Here is a 17,977-nt window from a genome sequence, read left to right on the forward strand (position 1 = left end):
GTTAATAATAAATGAGCAGCATATGTCAGCCAAACCAGAACAACACTTAAAAGTCGGTGATTGGTGGTATCTGCCCCAACAGGATAAATTAGTCAAAATCGATGAAGCCGGCGATATCAGTGAAACTGCCAGTCTGGATAATCTGTGTCAGAAGGCGCTGAATTATTTTCTGGTCAATGCCGGACGGCTGATCACCCGCGACGAGTTACTCAGTGATGTCTGGGGCGTCCGCGACGTTTCTGACGGTCGTATCTCCCGGGTGATCCGGGTATTGCGGGTTGCGCTGGGCGATGACAGCCGCGAGCCGCGTTACATTGAGACAATCCCCAAGCGCGGCTTCCGCTTTATAGCTCCGGTATCCGAAGTGATTCTGGTTGATGAGAACACTGAAGCAGAGGCTGCCGTCACGGATGTGCCGATCGTCAGTGCACAGCAAAATAGCAGCCGGCATCGTCATTGGTGGCTACTCGCCGGCGCATTTCTGAGTTGTATGCTGATTATCACCGGTTGGCACTATTGGCAGCAAAGCCAGCTGGAACAACATGTCCCCTTTGGCCGCTTTGAACCGCTTTCAAGTATGGATGGATTGGAACTTTATCCGGATGTCTCCAGGGACGGCCGGTATTTGGTGTACGGCCATTCTGCTGATTTTGAGGGTAATTCGTCATTAATCCTGCAAAATACGCAAACTTTGGAAAAGAAGCTTCTTAAAACTGTGAGCACCGGCGGTTTAAGAGGTCCAATATTTTCCCCTGATATGACTCGGGTTGTTTATCAACATTTGCTGAGAGAGCATTTTTGCGAGCTCCGTATCATGACATTAAATGCCAAAACCTATGATGTTGAATCAGATAAACTTTTGACACAGTGCGGGCTGAAAAGTGTTGGTGCCCGAATGAGCTGGTCCCCTGATGGTAAATACGTGGTGTTCCCAAATTGGTTGGCCAGAACTGAAAGTATAGTTTTGCAGCTTCAGCCGGCTGATGGTGGTCCGGGAGAGGAGCTCACTACACCACCGCAAACCAGTTTGGGAGACTTTGCTGCCAGGTTTTCTGCCGACGGCAGTAAAATTGTCTTTGTTCGCGATGTTGCAGGAGGGACCGGGCAGATTTGGTTGTTGGATATGGAAACGAGATCCAGCAAAATGTTATTTCAACCTGAACATAACTATCCGGGAAATGTGGCGTGGACAGTTGATGGTAGAGGCATTATCTATCCGTCTGGCACCAATTCGTTATCAGTGTATGACTTGGCATCTGGTGAGTCGGCATTATTTGCAAATACGGACAGTTCTCCCCATGACGTATTAGTCAGTAAAGATAATCGGATATTTGCGAGTATCGGACGGTTCTGGCAAAGCAGTATCCGTAAAGTAAATAATCGGCTGGAAAACCCAATACAAAGTGCAGACGATGTCGAATTTGCCAAACGGTCGGAAGGCATAGTGCAGTTGAATCCCCATCCGGACGGGCCTGCAGCGGTTCTGACCAGTAGGTCTGGTGGGCAACAGGTTTGGCTCTATTACCCGGATGGACGTCAGAAACAAATCAGCTCATTTACCGGCCAAATGTATCCTAAAGTGCTTGAATTTTCTCCAGATGGTAAGAAACTCCTGGTGCTGGTGAACGCAATGATATGGCTTCTTGAGGATGGCAAGGTGCCTGTAGCTATGACTACTCCTGAACAGCAGAGCCGCGAACCATCATGGGGCGCAGACAGCCAGACCGTCTACTTTAAACTCTCGCATAAAGGGCGTTGGCAGATCATGCAACAAAATATTGCAGAAAATACGCCTAGCGTATTCAGCGATAAATGGGATTTTTTTCAGGAAAGTCCGGATGGTGCTTACCATCTGAGACATGTTCCGGGCGAGCAGCATATGGAACTCGTGTATAAAGAATCTCAGGACGTCATCAAACTGATGAATATGCCTAAGTTTGAGTTTCTCTCCCCCAGAATTATTTTACGCGAAAACGGGGTTTATTTTTCTAAAGCAAGCGGGCCCGACAAAGTTGAGATTTTCCGCTTTAACCTTAAGACTCTGCGGGTTGAAAGTACAGGTGTTGAACAGAAGTACTTAGGTCGACGCTTTGATGTCAGTTTAGATGAAAAGTTTATTTATCAGGACGATGGTAAGCGTGGCGATATAGATATTGCAGAGCTGAAGTTTTAAACGCACTTTTATCAAAGTTTTATCAAAAATCCCTAAAAAAAATTCTCTTTGAAGTATTTAAAGTCAATGGCTGTTTCATACACAACCAAGCTGGTAAGGGATTTTTATGAAAAGTTTAAATGTGCTGCGTTCATCAATGCTTTGTACGGTTTTTCTATGTTCGGTATCGCTATCCGGCGTTGCGGTCAGCGACCCTCAACCAGCGCCAGAGCCTGTGGAAAGTACTCAGCCGTCTGAGCCAACGCCAGTACCGCAAAGCCCGGTATGCGGTGACTGGCCTTACTGCGTCATTGAAAAAAGTTAATGCAAACAGCAGGCTTAATGATTAACCCCATGATAAGCCATCGCTGTTTTTCTAAAGAACTCATGTATACTCCCCGCTATCTGATGGCGGGGGGTGTTGCATGCAGTTGGCGGATACCACTTTAAGTTTTGGTTACTGGAAGTACAGTCCCGGGACTGGTACTTTGTGGCGACTTGAACAAAAAGCTGATACTGCAGATTCCCATCCTCCAATTGAACTGGCACCACTGGTGCTGGAACCGCGCCTGCACAAGTTGCTTAATCACTTTTTAGCCCAACCTGATATCATTCATGCCAAAGCCGATCTGCTGGATGCGATTTGGGGTGATGCAGAGGGGACCGATGCTGCGCTGATGCGGGCCATCGGTGTGCTGCGTAAACTGTTACAGGATACTGCTAAACCTGCCACTTTCATTGAAACCTTGCCAAAACGAGGCTACCGCTGGGTTGCGCCCATTCAAGTGCTGGCCAAGCCTGCTGCAGATAAAGTGGCATTAAAGCTGAAGCCTTCGGTGGTACATGCAAAAGATGAATCTGAAGCCGAATCACCAGTCACTATGGATCCGCCGCAGGCGCAACGGCTGCATAAACGTGAACAACAGCGCCGGCTCAAACTGCTCTCGGTATTCTTTTTCTGTGCCGTGATTGCTTTGGTCATCAGTTTGCTGTTGTTCTTTGGTAAAAACAGCTTTGTGCCTGCATTCACCCAGCAAGTAACTATCAGTGCGATGGCAGGTCAGGAACAGCGACCGCTGTTAAGTCCGGACGGTCAGACTCTTTTTTATCAGCAACGTACCAATGATGGACGCTTGCGCTGGATAGCTCATCATCTGAGTAGTCACCGCAAACAATTGCAAACACAACAATTTGACGCGTTGGGAGCAGGGCAGTGGCTGGGGCGTGACCTCGTGTTTCAGGCGGTCAATGGCAAAAGTTGTAGTATTTTCCGGATGCAGGTACAACAGCTGGACCAGCATATTGCACCTTGGTTGCCATGCCAGCAGTTAATTGCACAGGGATTGGCGACCGATGGTAAGGAACTGGTTTGGCTGGACCAGCATTCCAGCTCTGGCGCTACCCAGTTATGGCGCTTTAACGGCGAGAAAGCTGAATTGCAGCAAAGCTTTGCCGAGTCCTATCAAAAGCCGGTTGCCGTGATGCTGCAGCAACGGAAGGTATGGGTCTTGTTGCAACAAGATCATTTCAACACAACTCTGTTCCATTACGATCTCAGCACGGCTTCTCTGCAGAAGGCAGCTGATTTCCCTTACGCCTTTCATACCATGGCCCGCTGGGATGATAAAAAGTTGCTGCTGTCCGGGCCATCAGGATCATTTATTTTTGAGCCGGCGAACGCCCAGCTTATCGCGCTGCAGCTGGCAAGCGGGGCTTACGCTGATCAGCAAAAGGTTGGGGAGCGTTTGCTTGCCACTCAGGTACCGCAAGATATGGCTGATCTTTTACCATTACAGCTCAGCGATGCCGGACGCAGTTCTACGTTGCTCTCTGCATCGCCATGGCTCAGCAGCAATAAAACCGACCAGCTGTTGAGCTGGAATGCTGCGCAAGCAGCCTTAGTATCTGAGCGTTCCGGCTTGCCGCAAATTTGGTGGTTTGACGGAACAAAGGTCAGCCAGCTGACCCGCTTAACACAATGGCGCCAGATCACGCAGCTCCTTTGGGCCGGTGCAGAGCTGTATGCAGTGATCGATCAACAATTACATCAGGTGTCGCTACAAGATGGCAGTTTAACCGCAGTATTGTTCCAGGATCGACAGCTGCGGCATTTTGCCTTTTGCCATAACCGCTGGTTTTGGGCTGAGTTTAATCATCAGCAATGGCAGCTGAAAACGATGAATCAGGATATGCATCCGATCGAGCTGCGCGCCGATATTGTTGACTTGCGCTGTGCGCCTGGGCAAAGCCTGTTGTTGCAACAGCAAGATGGGACTGTACTACGATTCTGGCTTGAGCAAGAAAAACACTGGGCCTTGCCCTGGGCGCGGAACTGGCGGCAGCTGAGCGGAAACAGCTGGGCGACCACCAGCAAAGGTCTGTATTGGTTGGATGAACATGGGCAATTATGGTTGAGCGACTGGCTGCTGGAGCACCGGCAATTGATCCAGCCGCCAGGCCTGCTTCAGGTCACTGGTTTATATGGCCAGCTGGAACAGGAACAGTTATTTTTGCAATTAGCGCGGGAGCCTGAAACTGATGTGGTCTGGTTACAACCACAACAGTTTCAATAGGCGGGATTGTTCTGGGAATCAAAGCGCGGCAAAGCTGCGACGGGCCGCCGCAATTGTCCGGGCTATATCCTCGTCGGTATGGGCCAGCGACAAAAAGCCAGCTTCGTAGGCAGAAGGTGCCAGATAAACCCCTTCATTTAACATCAGGTGGAAAAAGCGTTTAAACGCATCGATGTTGCACTGCGTCGCCTGCTGATAGCTACTGACCTCCGCTTGTTCGGTAAAGAAAATGCCGAACATACCACCGACCTGATTGGTCGATAACGCCACACCGGCCTCAGCCGCCGCTTGTTTCAGCCCTTGCAGTAACAGGGTTGTTTTCGCTGTCAGTGCTTCGTACACCCCCGGCTGGCTGATGGCTTTTAAAGCCGCCAATCCGGCCGCCATCGCGATAGGGTTTCCGGACAAAGTACCGGCCTGATATACCGGACCCAGCGGCGCAATATGCTGCATAATGGCTTTTTTGCCACCAAATGCACCGACCGGCATGCCACCACCGATGATTTTACCCAGCGTCGTCAGATCTGGCTTGATGTCGTAATAGGCCTGAGCACCACCTAAAGCGACGCGGAAGCCGGTCATCACTTCGTCAAAAATCAGCACACTGCCATATTGGTCACATAAATCGCGCAGGCCCTGTAAAAAGCCAGGCTGAGGCGGAATGCAGTTCATATTGCCGGCCACTGGTTCGACGATGATGCACGCAATATCAGCACCATGTTCCGCAAAGAGCGCGGCTAGTTGTGGCAGGTTATTAAACTCAGAAGTCAGGGTGTATTTGGCAAAATCTGCCGGAACACCAGGAGAATTTGGTACACCAAGGGTTAAAGCGCCGGAGCCGGCTTTGACCAGTAACGAGTCGGCATGACCGTGGTAGCAACCTTCAAACTTCACGATGGTGTTACGGCCGGTATAACCGCGCGCCAGCCGAATAGCACTCATAGTCGCTTCGGTGCCTGAGCTGACCATCCGCACCATTTCCATCGAAGGCACCAGGCTGCTGACCAGTTCCGCCATGTCGATTTCTGCCGGGCAAGGCGCACCGAAGCTCAGGCCTTTTTCAGCGGCTTTGATCACCGCTTCGCGAATAGCCGGATGGTTGTGCCCCAGCAGCATCGGGCCCCAGGAACCGACGTAATCAATATATTGTTTGCCGTCGACGTCATAGATATATGCGCCGTCGGCACGGTCGATAAAGACCGGTGTACCGCCAACGCTTTTGAATGCCCGCACCGGCGAGTTGACACCGCCAGGGATAGTTAGTTGGGCGCGTTCGAACAGTTGTTCAGATAAAGTCATTACGGAAATCCACTTCAGTTATTTGTGTTTGGCGCTGTACCAAGGCACTTCGCATTCGTATTTGTGGATCAAATCTTCCACGCCGAGCGTCAGAGCGAATAACGCCATACGCACCAATACGCCGTTGTCAGCCTGGCGGAAAATCGCCAGATTCGGATTCATATTCAGATCATTGTCCAGCTCGTTGGCTTCAAGCCGGGAATCGCGCGGTAGCGGATGCATAATCACAGTGTTTGATTTGCAGTGTTTGGTGTAAATCTCCTGATTGAGCCGGAACTTACCGCGGTATTTGTTGGCTTCTTCCTGCGACGGAAAACGCTCTTCCTGGATGCGGGTCTGGTAAACGATATCGGCATCGATATTACCGGCCAGCTGATCGGTGATCCGCACTTTATGACCGGCATTTTCGATGGCACTGACGATTTCGTCCGGCATGGCCAGCTCATTGGGTGCTATCAGCGTGAACTGAATATTTTTATACAGGCACAACAGTTTTGACAGTGAATGCACAGTCCGGCCGAACTTTAGGTCGCCGATCATGGCGATATGCATGCCCTCGACACTTTGCTGTGAGGCCGCCAGTTCACGTTCAATGGTAAACAGGTCCAACAGGGCCTGCGTTGGGTGTTCGTTGGCACCGTCGCCGCCGTTTAATACCGGCACCCGGCTGCCTTCAGCAAATTCTGCGACACTGCCGGCCTGCGGGTGGCGCATCGCAATCACATCGCTGTAACTGCTGATCATGCGCGCGGTATCGTATAAAGATTCGCCTTTGGACAGGGCTGATGACTGGATGCCGGTAGTTTCGCGTACTTCGCCGCCCAGCAAGTTAAAAGCACAACCGAAGCTGACGCGGGTTCTGGTACTGGGTTCAAAAAACAGGTTACCCAGAATCGCACCGTCCAGTACCCGGGTGCGTTTTTGCCGCAAGGCATAAGGTTCCATCGAACGGGCAATGCGGAAAACGTGCGAAATACTGTCGCGGTCAAATTGCTTGACCGACAGAATATGTTGACCTTTGAAGTTCATGCTTGGGGCCTATAACTTGAAGTGGCAGACAGCGGTCCGGCCTAAGCTGGTTAACACCGGCCCGCAAACTGGCCGCCATTATAATCAAAGCGACCAGACAAACCTATAGCTGCTGCTGTTTAAAACCGGCAACAACTCAGTGTATTGCGCAGGATCAAAATGGCTTGACTACTGCCAGCAACACCACGGCAAACAGCACCAGCACCGGCGCTTCATTAAAAAAGCGATAAAACCGTGCACTGCGTTTATTGCGGTTGTGTTTAAAATCCGCCAGCAATTTAAAGCAATAACCGTGGTAAGCGTAAAGCATTGCCACCAGCAGCAGTTTGACATGTAACCAGTGGCTGGCGGCAAACCAGGCGCTGCCATAGCTGTGAATTAACAGCGCGCCAAATACCGCCGTCAGGATGGCAAAAGGCGTGACAAAATACAGCAGGCGGCGTTCCATCACTTTGAACTGTGCATCAACTTCGGCCGATTGGGTCTGGGCGTGATAAACAAACAGCCGCGGCAGATAAAAAATGCCGGCGAACCAGGCCACCATAAAAGCGATATGCAGGGCTTTATAAATCAGTAACCAACTCATGGACTTTCCTGTTTCTTTTAAGCAGCAGCGCTGCGTTGTTTGGCATTACAGCAAGTTATTCTGCCGCAGTAACAAGGCGCGAACCTGTTCCCAGCTGACCAGTCCGAGCGGTTGATCTGGCTGTTCATCGTCATACACCAGCACGGCACCTTCGCGGGCATCACCGATTTCGGCAAAGACTTCCGCCATCGTAGCCTGATGACTGACCGCGCCGACCGGCACAAAACGCAGCGCACTGTCGCCGGACATCGACAGGCTGACATCGTATGCCGCCAGTTGAAATTGCTGATCAACAGCATATTGCCGGCGCACCAGGACCAGCTGCTCCGGCGCTGCGCTATCAAGCGCCTGGATCACCTGAGCATCGGTTGGGTTATCCAATAGCTGATAATTCTGTTGCAGCATCGCCAGCACGCCGACCTTTTGCAGTACATCGTCGGCCGGCGCCAGTTTATAGGGCAACTGCAGGAAATCCAGCTGCTGCAGGAAGATTGATTTTGTGTGGAAAAACTGTACGGCGGTAACATAAGAGGCGGTGATCACCAAAATAGATGGCACTACTAGCTGTGGATTGGACGCCAGCTCCATCACCGCCACCAATGCCGCCAGTGGCGCATGTAGAGTGGCGGCCATCATCCCGGCCATGCCGAGTAGTGCATAAGTACCGACCGCACTGTGGTCGCCACTGAATAGCGAGGGCACAAAAGCCAAAATTGTTCCCATCACAATACCGATGCCAAACACCGGACCGACGATACCACCGGGAATGCCAAGGCCCAGCGCAATGACGGTTAACAGAATCTTGCCGGCAAAAATCGCAAATAACAGTAACAACTCGTTCGGCGCCGACACTGCATAGTGGATAGCGCCCGTCTCAGCGCCAAGTGCCTGTGGGATCAAACTGCCGATGGCTGCCGTTAATAATGCAGCCAGCAACAAACGCAAAGCCAGATGCCAGCGCTGGAAGGTGCGCATTGTCAGCATCAGACTTTGATTAAAAAACGTCGCCACCACGCCCATAGCGACACCAGCCAGCAGCAAATAGGGCAGATGCCAGTTGCTCAGCGTGATCATGGTCAACGTATGCAGGTCATTGCCGGTGCCAAAGAAGGCTTGAGTGACTAAAGCGCCCATAGTCGATGCGAGCATAATAGGAACAAACACATGGATACGATATTCCCGAAGCACCACTTCCATGACAAAAATCACCGCAGCCAGCGGCGTATTAAAAGAAGCTGAAATCCCGGCGGCAATACCACAGCCCGCGAGAATGCGGATACTGTTATATGGTAGGCGCAAATATTTACCAAACATGCTGGCACCAAAGGCACCTAAATGCACCGATGGTCCTTCACGACCGACTGAGAAACCGGCGCTGAGCGCTGCAACACCACCAAAAAACTGATGCAGGGTATTTTTCCACGGCATCAGGCCATATTTTAATTTGATGCGATGGATCACAAACGGAATGCCGAGCCGGTAGTGTTTCAGGCCAATTAATAAGCCAAAACAGGTGATCACGGCGGCGGCAATAAACGGCAGCAGAGCGCGCAGTTGAGGCTGCAGGCTGGTGAAATCGTCAAAGTGGGTTAGATAGAAACTCTGGATCGCCATAATACTGAAGCGAAACAACACGATAAGCAGCGCAGCAACAACACCGCCGACGGCGCCGAGCAGGCATAGTTGCAATGAAGTGACAGGTAAAGCTAACCGGCGTCGCAATGGCGGCAGCCACTGTTGCACGCGTTTCATGGTAAAGTACCGGAAAAATCTGCTGATAGTTCAAAGATAACATGTTGAGTCTGCTGATGAAACTTCGGATTAGTCCCGCTCTGACATTGTGGTTTCGCCAAAATTGGTGGTTGTTACCTTTAATACTGCTGGTGGCAGCACTGAGCTGGGGCCTTGGCAACTGGCAGTTGTTGCGGCAACTTTCGCAGTATCAGCAGCAGAGTCAGCTGAATAGTCAGCAACTGCAACAAAGCGAACAGGCAAAAACAGACGCTTTGCGACAGCGTGATTTTATTGCCACTGAACTGGCCGTCGAAAAAAACACTAATCAGCTCTTACAACAGGACATCAAAGAACAGCAGCAAAAGTTGTTTGATCTGAAAAAAGAACTGGCGGTGTATCAAAAGATTGTGGCTCCAGTACCTGAGAGTGGCACGCTGGTGATCGACAGTTTCCGCCTGCAGCCGGGCAGTGCTGTCGGACGCTTTCAGTTTAGTGTGCTGTTGATTGAACAGAACAAACAGAAAAAACAGACGCGGGCCCAGTTGGAAATCAAACTCAAAGGCAAGCGCAAGAAAAAATCAGTTGAAGTCGATTTGTTAAAACTGGCTGGTTTTAGCAACAAAGCGAAACGGCTGGTGATTAAAAATTTCCGTACAGTGGAAGGTGAGTTTGTGCTGCCTGCCAGCTTTGTGCCGGAAAAGCTGTTGATCCGTCTGAGCAGTAACTCTGGCCAGGGCGGTAGCAGCATAATCCTGACGAAGGAACTGGCCTGGGACGGTCAGAGTGAAATACTTGATTAAAATGCTCAGGTATTAGATAATTTCGCTCCATTTTTTCTGTTCCTGTCAGGAGTCGTGATGTCAGAAATGCAGATGCCGATCCAGTTTACTGATGCTGCCGCCAACAAAGTACTGGCACTGGTCACCGATGAAGAAAACCCGGCGTTAAAACTGCGGGTTTATGTCACTGGCGGTGGTTGTTCAGGTTTTCAGTACGGTTTTACCTTTGATGAGAAAGTGAACGAAGGTGATCTGACCATTGAAAAACACGGCGTGACTATGGTGGTCGACCCGATGAGTCTGCAATATTTGGTGGGTGGTGTAGTGGATTACACCGAAGGTTTGCAAGGCAGTCGTTTCATTGTGCAAAACCCAAATGCCACCACCACTTGTGGCTGCGGTTCCAGTTTCTCCGTCTGATTAATTCCTGTCACCGGCCAGTGTTGCACTGGCTGGTCTGTCCTCCCTGAATTTACCGCTGATTTTTTCATCGAATCTTACATCCCCTGCCGACTTGTACTAGAATGGCGCAGTTTTTCTAACAAAAATATTACGATTAGCTGATATAGACCACTGAAATCTCTCCCAGTTTGGGCGCTGCTTCGCATCGGTTTTAATCTTATCAGGCTGATTTAACACAATAAATTACATCTGAGTTACGACAGCGTAAGACACTGGACAAATTTTAACTGTTGTAACTGTACGCTCGTCGCATCCTATGGTTTAATGAACCGATTTTTATTGCTTATTGGGACACCAATAAGGTTTGGATTTTTATTTGGCAGGAAGTGTTTTACATAAAAAAAGCGTTCAACGCTGGGAGACTATTTAGTTATGAAAGGTACCAAAAGCGTCATTTCTGACGAAAATAAAAGATTGTGCTTGTGGCTGAAACGCCAGCGCCAGGATAAAGGACATACCATGCGCAGCCTCTCTGAAGTATTAGGCACACCACATTCTTTTATTGGAAAAGTAGAGAATCAGGAACGTCGTTTAGATGTCGTGGAATTCGTCCGGTATTGCCAGGCATTGGAAGTGGACCCAGCGGAAGGATTACGGCAGGTGACTCAGCCTTAAGTTCTGAGCCAGCTGAATAAAAAGCCTGCAATTGCAGGCTTTTTTTATGACTGGCTGTGCAGCAGATTAGAGTTGTTGTCCGCGCTGTCTCAGCAACAACATGATGTACCACAACAAGCCAAGTGCCGGCAGCACCATCAGGGATGTGAGCAGGAAAAACAACGACCAGTCACCGCCGAGCCAATCCACAAGGCTGCCACCAAAGGATGCCATCGAAGTGCGCCCAAAATTACCGACAGATGCCAACAACGCATACTGACTGGCAGAAAATGCCACGCCGGTAAACGCTGATAAAAATGACACAAATGCCACAATCGAAAATGCAGTGGTGAAGTTGTCCAGAATAATAGTCCAGAATAACAAATGCTCATCAGGGCCGGTTTGTGCCAGCCAGGCAAACATCAGATTACTGGCCGCCATTGCCAGACCACCAATCACCAGACCTTTAAAGACGCCAAAGCGGGTATTAAGCAAGCTGCCTAACAGCGTAAAAAATACCGTGGCGCCCCAGCCGATGAGTTTCGAATATTCAGCAATTTGTTCGTTGGAAAAGCCCACTTCCCGGTAAAACTGGATCGACATCCGGCCAAGGAAGGATTCACCTAACTTAAAGGTCAGGATAAACAAAACCAGCAGCACTGACACTTTCACGCCATTGCGCCGGACAAAGTCAGCAAAGGGCTCCAGCACTGTCACTTGCAGCCAGAGTAACACCGGATGCGACTGGCTATGCTGATAGCGCTCCGCCGCTTTTTGCTGCAGTAAATCGCGATTGGATTCAGGTTCACGTACAAACAAAGTCCCGAGCGCCAGTACTGCCAGCAAAGCAGCCAACCCCAGATAAATAGGCGACCAGCCGAAGCGGTCTGCATAGTGGAAAGCCAGATATCCCGGTAACGAGTATCCGGTCCACCAGCCAGCAACACCCATCGCCGCCGCCGCCGGTAGTTTCTGCGCTTCCTGACCAATAATATCAATCCGGTAACCGTCGATGGCGACATCCATACTGGCCGCTGCGGCAGCGACAGCCAAAGCCAACAATGACGTCCACATCAGACTGGCAGCTGGATTGGTCAGGGCAATGCCAACGGTAAAAAACACAATCAGCAGCTGCAGAGACAAAATCCAGCTACGACGCTGGCCAAGTTTATGGGTCAGATATGGCAGCTTGACGCGGTCCAATACCGGCGCCCACAGAAAATTGATGGCATAAACGGCTGTGACAGAGCCAAAATAGCTGATAGCAGCCCGCGATAAATTGGCATCTTTGAGCCAGCCGGTCATCGCGCTGCTGATTAAGACCCAGGGATATCCGGACGAGCAACCCAGCAGAAAAATAAACCAGAGACGGGGATCACGATAAATCCGGATGGTGGCTAACCAGCCTTGCTCCGGGCGCACAACTTCAGACATCCGGCATGACTCCAGCACGGGCAGACAGAAAGACGCCACATTAACAAAGCCGGTGTGGCAAAGCAAAGTAACAATTCAGGGCCGCACACCAACAAAATCGGCTGGTCCTTGGGTTTTTCCGAGCAAATAGCCCATGCACTGATGCAGCTCCCGCCGCAGACGGCGGTCGGATTTTAATTCAGCTTCTGAGCAGAGTTCGAGTTGATAAATCAGGTGCCAAAACACCATTTCGCGAAACGATTGCGGGACTTTGTTGCTGACCTGCAGTTGCGCCCATTCTTCCAGAGTATCCCAGACAAACAAATGCATTTCCCGGTGCGGTAGCTGTCCACGCAGATACCTGGACAGGAAAAACACCAGTTGTTTGGATTTTTGCTCCAAAAAAGTATCTAACATTCGGACACCCTGTTTAACAAAGGTGGCGCTTGGCCACTTTGGTTAACCCGACAGCAGGTGCGGGTTGAACAGCACAGTGCTGCAGTAACAGCACTGTGACTAGGGCAAGTATAGACGGTATTATTTAGCAGGAAGTAATATTGCGCGGGCGATCACAACGGGTTTTTTCGGCACATTTTCCCAGCCGAGTTTCTCGTTCAGACCGGTTTCGAGTTTGCGAATCTTCTCAATGGTCTCAATCCCTTCAACCACATTACCAAACACGGCGTAACCCCAGTTTTTACCCGGATTTAAGCTGGTGTTTTCATTGAGATTAATAAAAAACTGATTGGTGGCGGTGTGCGGGCCTTTTTCCTGATGTGCCATAGCGACACTGTACTGAATGTTTTTCAGGCCATTGCCGGACTCATTTGGGATCTCCGCGAGGTTTTTGATAGCGACATACTCGCGATCATAACCGCCGCCCTGCAACACAAATTCCGGTTCCAAGCGGTGGAACACAGTGCCGTCATACATTTTTTTATCAACGTAGGTCAGGAAGTTATTCACTGTCAGAGCTGCTTTCATCCGATCCAGTTCGATCACGATGTCACCTTCGGTCGTGATCAGTTTAACCCGCGGAAACAGGTTATCTTTCTGGATATGCTCGCCAGCAGCAAAAACCAACGAACTGCTGAGCAGGCAAATTAGGGCAAAGAGACGTTTCATCACTTAGTTCCTCAGAAAATCCTGCCAGCTTGGGTCACGCAACATGTTGCCCAGCACCTGTTCGGTCAGGACGCGTAACTCACGCTCAGCGACTGCGGTATCCAGTTTAAACGGGCCGGAGAAGCTGCTTTTACCGCTGTAACTTTTGTTGAAAGAGCCGGAATCCCGCTCAATTAACAAGGTCAGCTCGACACTGTTTTTCACCACGTGTTCGACAGCTTTTAACTCGGCATTGGCTTCGAGCTGGTTGATTTGTAAGGTCACAATTACTGGCTCAGCACCGGAAATGCGCGCACCTTGCTGCGTTAATGCGCTGCTCAGAGTTTGTTGTAACTGTCCGGTCAGATCATTGGTAGTCGGATAGGATTTAACGGAATCGCCATCACGCATCACCAGGGTACCGTTTGTCGGTCTGTTGTCCTGTACGTTCAACGCAAAGGCGGTGTTGGTCAGCTGATTTGACTGATTCCAGAAAATTTGCGGCGCAACAATAAAAGACGGCACCGGATTACTGCAACCGGCAACACCAACCGCGAAAACCGCGGCAAGCAGGATTGAACGCATAACTATTTCCTTCTGATAGCTTCAAAGACGCTGAATTTTGCATTACTGGCTACGTGAATACAACCGCCGAACAGGCGTGTCAGTTTTTCACCATACCCAAGGTGGCGGTTGCAGACAATCCGCAGCCGGCCACCGATTTTCAATACACGCCGCGCATCGGCAAACATCTGCCAGGCAATGTGGTCAGTCACGGCTTGTTGCTGGTGAAATGGCGGGTTACATAAAATATAGTCGGCAGACAAGTCGGCTTGCTGACTCAGGCTGTCATCAGCCAGAAATTCACACCGGGTGGCTGTTGGAAAACATGCATTGACGTTGTCTTTGGCCGATTGCACCGCCATAAAAGATTCATCGCAAAACAGCAGATGCGCCTGAGGCTCGGTCGCAAGCACGGCAAGGCCAATCACGCCGTTACCACAGCCTAAATCTATCACGCGCTGCCCAGACTGAACCTGTGGTAAATGTTGCAGGAAAAAGCGGGCTCCAACGTCTAACTGCTCACGGGCAAACACATTGGCGTGATTGATGATTTGCAGCGTGACAGGGCCTTGTGGTGTTGGTAATTCTACCGGCCAGGTCAAGGGAAATTGCGGACGGGTCGGCACCGGTAACTTTTTATCGCAGACGGCGGTGATCAGCCGGCATTTCTTTTCCGTTAAAGAAGCACTGACCGAGCCGATTTCTTCTGCGAAAATCTGCAGTAAATTGGCGTGAATATCTTTTGCTTTAGCAGCTGCAATAAGCGGAGCACCGTCGGGCAGATGCTGTTTCAGTTGGCGGAGCTGGTAGCGCAGAAAACTATGATTGCCGGGTAACTTCAACAAAACTGCGACAAAATCCGGACAAGCTTCGGTGCTGGCAACTTGCTGCACCGGGCTCAGACCGTTCTGTTGCAGGTTGTGTTGGGTCGCCAGCTGGCTGATATAAGAGTCGCTCCACTGCACTGGTGCAAAATGGTGCAGCGCGCAGGCGAGAGTGCCGAACTGGTCGTTGACCACTAATACCGGGGTATCGGCGCTGGCCAGATGCTGCTGGGCGTAGCGGATTAACAGCTCATCGGCGGCATCCCAGGCTTGCAGACTACGGGTTTTCTGCTCCGGCGGAAATCGATCCAGCTGTAGTTGGATCTGGTCTAGGGTAAATTGGCTGGACATAATCAGGTTCGGCAGCAACAAAAGGCGGTTATTTTGACAGAAGCGCAGTCAGGGCACAACGCAGGCGCTGGTGCCACAGCTCCCATACAATCAATTCAGCGTTATTTTTTGCCAGACGCTGAGGTGTATCTGCTACCGGCATTTCTCTGTAGCGCGGAGTCGGCACAATTGTGCCAACAGCTGGCTGGGCTCGACTGGCAGCAGCCGCAGATCCGCTTGTATGGACGTGAAGTGGCGATTCCACGCCGGCAAATCTGGATGGGCGAGCCGCATTGCAGTTATCGCTATTCGGGCGTGACCTTTCAGCCTGAGCCCTGGCAAGCCGGGTTGCAGCAGTTGTGTGAGCGGCTGGTGCGTCACACCGGCCACCCATTGAATGCGGTGTTGCTCAATCACTATCAACATGGTGAACATCACATGGGCTGGCACAGTGATGATGAATGGGAGTTAGGGCCTGATCCGGTGATTTTATCACTCAGTCTGGGCCAGAGCCGTCGTTTTGATTTGAAGCATAAGCATTTGAATACACAGCTAAGTCTTGAACTGAACGACGGTGATTTATTGGTGATGGCCGGCACTTGTCAGCGTTTCTGGCAACACCGGGTGCCCAAACAAAGCCGGGCCCAGTCTGAACGCTTTAATCTGACCTTTCGTTACTTGCCTCAACGTTGATGCAGTAAAACCGGTTTTGGCAAGGGCAAATTTTTATCATTTTTTGCAGCTGAATTTGGGCAGACAAGGCAAAATGCACTGGCTAGTCTGAATATACAACCAACGAAGGAGCTGACAATCATGCTGATCCATACGTCTATCGAACAGAAATTGTTGCAAGCCTTCCAGCCGGTGTTTCTGGACGTGATCAATGAAAGCCATATGCATAGTGTGGCGCCGGGGTCAGAATCACACTTTAAAGTTGTGATCGTCACGCCGGCGTTTGATGGCATGAGGCTGTTGCAACGTCATCGTGCAGTGAACTCTGTGGTGGCCGAAGAGCTGGCGGAGAAAATTCACGCATTAGCACTGCATACCTACACACCAAGCGAGTGGTATGAGTACTACGCTGAAAAACCACCGGTTTCACCCAAATGTTTTGGTGGCTCAAAAAAAGATGCAAAAGCGCTGGGTTGATCGGCAAATTTCGCGCTATCTGCGCTGAACTGGCAGTTTATTTAAGCTGATCAGACCTGTTGCCGCGGTCAGTGTTTTACACTAACCGCGGTTTCTGTCATCACACAGGTTAATTTTTTATGGTTATTCAACCGAAAATCCGTGGTTTTATCTGTACCAACGCGCATCCGGTCGGCTGTGCCGAACATGTTCGTGAACAAATTGCCTACGTTAAACAACATGGCCGGGTAGAGAATGGTCCAAAGAATGTATTAGTGATTGGTGCATCAACTGGTTACGGCCTGGCATCACGCATCACCGCCGCTTTTGGTTCTGGTGCTAAGACCTTGGGTATTTTCTTTGAAAAAGAAGCAACCGAAGGGAAAACCGGTTCAGCCGGTTGGTACAACACCGCTGCATTTGAAGCCGCAGCCGATGCTGAAGGCTTATGGAATAAACACCTGAACGGCGATGCCTTCACCGACGAGCTTAAATCGCAGGCGATTTCGCTGATCCGCGCTGAAATGGGCAAGATTGACCTTGTGGTATACAGTCTGGCGGCTCCGCGTCGCAAAGACCCGGTCAGCGGCGAAATTTACAGCTCAGTGTTAAAACCTATCGGTCAGTCTTACACCGCCAAGAACCTGAACACCAGCAAACGCGAAATTGAAGAAGTATCGGTAGAGCCGGCTAACGATGACGAGATTTTTAACACCGTCAAAGTGATGGGTGGCGAAGATTGGGAACGCTGGTTAGATCAGCTGCACGCAGCTGGTGTGCTGGCTGAAAACGTACAGACTGTGGCTTACACCTACATCGGCAAAGAACTGACCTGGCCGATTTACGGCAAAGCCACTATTGGTCGTGCCAAGGAGGATTTGGACCGTGCAGCTACAGCGATTACGTCCAAGTTAGCAGGGCAGGGCGGTCATGCTTATGTTGCCTCGTTAAAAGCGCTGGTCACACAAGCCAGTTCTGCCATCCCAATCATGCCGCTGTATATCTCATTGTTGTACCGCGTGATGAAAGCCGAGGGTACACACGAAGGCTGCATAGAACAAATCTACGGTTTGTTCCGCCAGTGCCTGTACAACCCGTCACGCGTATTGGATGAAGCCGGTCGTTTACGAATGGATGGCAAAGAACTGGCGGACCACATTCAGGCTGAAGTAACAGCTTTGTGGCAGCAGGTTGAAACCTCAAACATCGACGAGCTGACAGATTACAAGGGGTATCATCAGGAGTTTCTGCGCCTGTTTGGCTTTGGTTATAGCCATGTCGATTATGACGCCGATGTTTCTCCGATGGTGACACTGGCAAATTTAGCTTAAGATGATAAAGCCGCCTGTTGGGCGGCTTTTGTTTGAACGTTGGACGAAAAGGACAGGACGGGTTATTTCAGGCAA

The 17,977-nt window shown here is 50.5% G+C and carries 18 protein-coding genes; 9 read left to right on the forward strand and 9 right to left on the reverse strand.

The window, feature by feature from the left end; translation table 11 throughout:
* Nucleotides 1-22: 22 nt before the first annotated feature.
* The 3 genes from Q399_RS0108260 to Q399_RS0108265 all read left to right on the forward strand — a co-directional run bounded on the left by Q399_RS0108260 (nucleotide 23) and on the right by Q399_RS0108265 (nucleotide 4,725).
* The gene (locus tag Q399_RS0108260) at nucleotides 23-2,173 is read left to right on the forward strand and encodes a winged helix-turn-helix domain-containing protein (protein WP_031567641.1); all 2,151 of its coding nucleotides are present in this window, start codon (nucleotides 23-25) and stop codon (nucleotides 2,171-2,173) included.
* A 106-nt stretch (nucleotides 2,174-2,279) separates the two neighbouring features.
* Nucleotides 2,280-2,477, forward strand: a complete 198-nt coding sequence (locus Q399_RS22085; RefSeq protein WP_157836257.1) for a hypothetical protein — start codon at nucleotides 2,280-2,282, stop codon at nucleotides 2,475-2,477.
* Nucleotides 2,478-2,577: 100 nt separating this feature from the next.
* A complete protein-coding gene (locus tag Q399_RS0108265; protein WP_031567643.1) occupies nucleotides 2,578-4,725 on the forward strand; it encodes a winged helix-turn-helix domain-containing protein in 2,148 nt (715 codons plus the stop codon).
* Between the two features lie 18 nt (nucleotides 4,726-4,743).
* On the opposite strand, the gene hemL is transcribed toward Q399_RS0108265, so the two are convergent.
* From hemL to Q399_RS0108285, 4 genes are all read right to left on the reverse strand, one after another.
* Nucleotides 4,744-6,024: a glutamate-1-semialdehyde 2,1-aminomutase gene (gene hemL, locus Q399_RS0108270; protein ID WP_031567645.1), complete on the reverse strand. Its 1,281-nt coding sequence runs from the start codon at nucleotides 6,022-6,024 to the stop codon at nucleotides 4,744-4,746.
* A gap of 18 nt (nucleotides 6,025-6,042) precedes the next feature.
* On the reverse strand, nucleotides 6,043-7,053 hold the full coding sequence (locus Q399_RS0108275) for an aspartate carbamoyltransferase (protein ID WP_031567647.1): 1,011 nt from the start codon (nucleotides 7,051-7,053) through the stop codon (nucleotides 6,043-6,045).
* Nucleotides 7,054-7,207: 154 nt separating this feature from the next.
* Nucleotides 7,208-7,639: a CopD family protein gene (locus Q399_RS0108280; RefSeq protein WP_031567650.1), complete on the reverse strand. Its 432-nt coding sequence runs from the start codon at nucleotides 7,637-7,639 to the stop codon at nucleotides 7,208-7,210.
* Nucleotides 7,640-7,684: 45 nt separating this feature from the next.
* Nucleotides 7,685-9,391 (reverse strand): chloride channel protein, encoded by a 1,707-nt coding sequence (locus tag Q399_RS0108285; RefSeq protein WP_031567652.1) that lies wholly within the window; start codon nucleotides 9,389-9,391, stop codon nucleotides 7,685-7,687.
* A gap of 56 nt (nucleotides 9,392-9,447) precedes the next feature.
* Between Q399_RS0108285 and Q399_RS0108290 the strand changes: the two genes are divergently transcribed.
* The 3 genes from Q399_RS0108290 to Q399_RS0108300 all read left to right on the forward strand — a co-directional run bounded on the left by Q399_RS0108290 (nucleotide 9,448) and on the right by Q399_RS0108300 (nucleotide 11,229).
* On the forward strand, nucleotides 9,448-10,173 hold the full coding sequence (locus Q399_RS0108290; RefSeq protein ID WP_157836258.1) for a DUF6776 family protein: 726 nt from the start codon (nucleotides 9,448-9,450) through the stop codon (nucleotides 10,171-10,173).
* Nucleotides 10,174-10,230: 57 nt separating this feature from the next.
* Nucleotides 10,231-10,572, forward strand: coding sequence for an iron-sulfur cluster insertion protein ErpA (erpA, locus tag Q399_RS0108295; RefSeq protein ID WP_031567658.1), 342 nt, complete (start codon nucleotides 10,231-10,233; stop codon nucleotides 10,570-10,572).
* 414 nt (nucleotides 10,573-10,986) lie between these two features.
* Complete coding sequence (locus Q399_RS0108300; RefSeq protein WP_031567660.1) at nucleotides 10,987-11,229, forward strand: helix-turn-helix domain-containing protein; 243 nt, start codon at nucleotides 10,987-10,989, stop codon at nucleotides 11,227-11,229.
* 66 nt (nucleotides 11,230-11,295) lie between these two features.
* On the opposite strand, the gene Q399_RS0108305 is transcribed toward Q399_RS0108300, so the two are convergent.
* The 5 genes from Q399_RS0108305 to Q399_RS0108325 form a co-directional block, all read right to left on the reverse strand.
* Nucleotides 11,296-12,642: an AmpG family muropeptide MFS transporter gene (locus tag Q399_RS0108305; protein ID WP_031567662.1), complete on the reverse strand. Its 1,347-nt coding sequence runs from the start codon at nucleotides 12,640-12,642 to the stop codon at nucleotides 11,296-11,298.
* A 75-nt stretch (nucleotides 12,643-12,717) separates the two neighbouring features.
* The gene (locus tag Q399_RS0108310; RefSeq protein WP_031567665.1) at nucleotides 12,718-13,038 is read right to left on the reverse strand and encodes a hypothetical protein; all 321 of its coding nucleotides are present in this window, start codon (nucleotides 13,036-13,038) and stop codon (nucleotides 12,718-12,720) included.
* A 120-nt stretch (nucleotides 13,039-13,158) separates the two neighbouring features.
* The gene (locus tag Q399_RS0108315; RefSeq protein WP_031567667.1) at nucleotides 13,159-13,746 is read right to left on the reverse strand and encodes a peptidylprolyl isomerase; all 588 of its coding nucleotides are present in this window, start codon (nucleotides 13,744-13,746) and stop codon (nucleotides 13,159-13,161) included.
* A 3-nt stretch (nucleotides 13,747-13,749) separates the two neighbouring features.
* Complete coding sequence (locus Q399_RS0108320; protein WP_031567670.1) at nucleotides 13,750-14,310, reverse strand: YajG family lipoprotein; 561 nt, start codon at nucleotides 14,308-14,310, stop codon at nucleotides 13,750-13,752.
* A 2-nt stretch (nucleotides 14,311-14,312) separates the two neighbouring features.
* Entirely contained in the window at nucleotides 14,313-15,464 is a 1,152-nt protein-coding gene (locus tag Q399_RS0108325; protein WP_031567672.1) for a methyltransferase, read from the reverse strand.
* Between the two features lie 108 nt (nucleotides 15,465-15,572).
* On the opposite strand from Q399_RS0108325, the gene Q399_RS0108330 reads away from it, so the two are divergent.
* The 3 genes from Q399_RS0108330 (at nucleotide 15,573) to fabV (ending at nucleotide 17,902) form a co-directional block, all read left to right on the forward strand.
* A complete protein-coding gene (locus Q399_RS0108330) occupies nucleotides 15,573-16,136 on the forward strand; it encodes an alpha-ketoglutarate-dependent dioxygenase AlkB family protein (RefSeq protein ID WP_245612856.1) in 564 nt (187 codons plus the stop codon).
* Nucleotides 16,137-16,256: 120 nt separating this feature from the next.
* On the forward strand, nucleotides 16,257-16,592 hold the full coding sequence (locus Q399_RS0108335) for a BolA family protein (protein ID WP_031567677.1): 336 nt from the start codon (nucleotides 16,257-16,259) through the stop codon (nucleotides 16,590-16,592).
* A gap of 119 nt (nucleotides 16,593-16,711) precedes the next feature.
* A complete protein-coding gene (gene fabV / locus Q399_RS0108340; RefSeq protein ID WP_031567679.1) occupies nucleotides 16,712-17,902 on the forward strand; it encodes an enoyl-ACP reductase FabV in 1,191 nt (396 codons plus the stop codon).
* Nucleotides 17,903-17,977 lie beyond the last annotated feature (75 nt).

This window comes from Rheinheimera texasensis DSM 17496 (assembly GCF_000711985.1).
Taxonomy (GTDB): domain Bacteria; phylum Pseudomonadota; class Gammaproteobacteria; order Enterobacterales; family Alteromonadaceae; genus Pararheinheimera; species Pararheinheimera texasensis.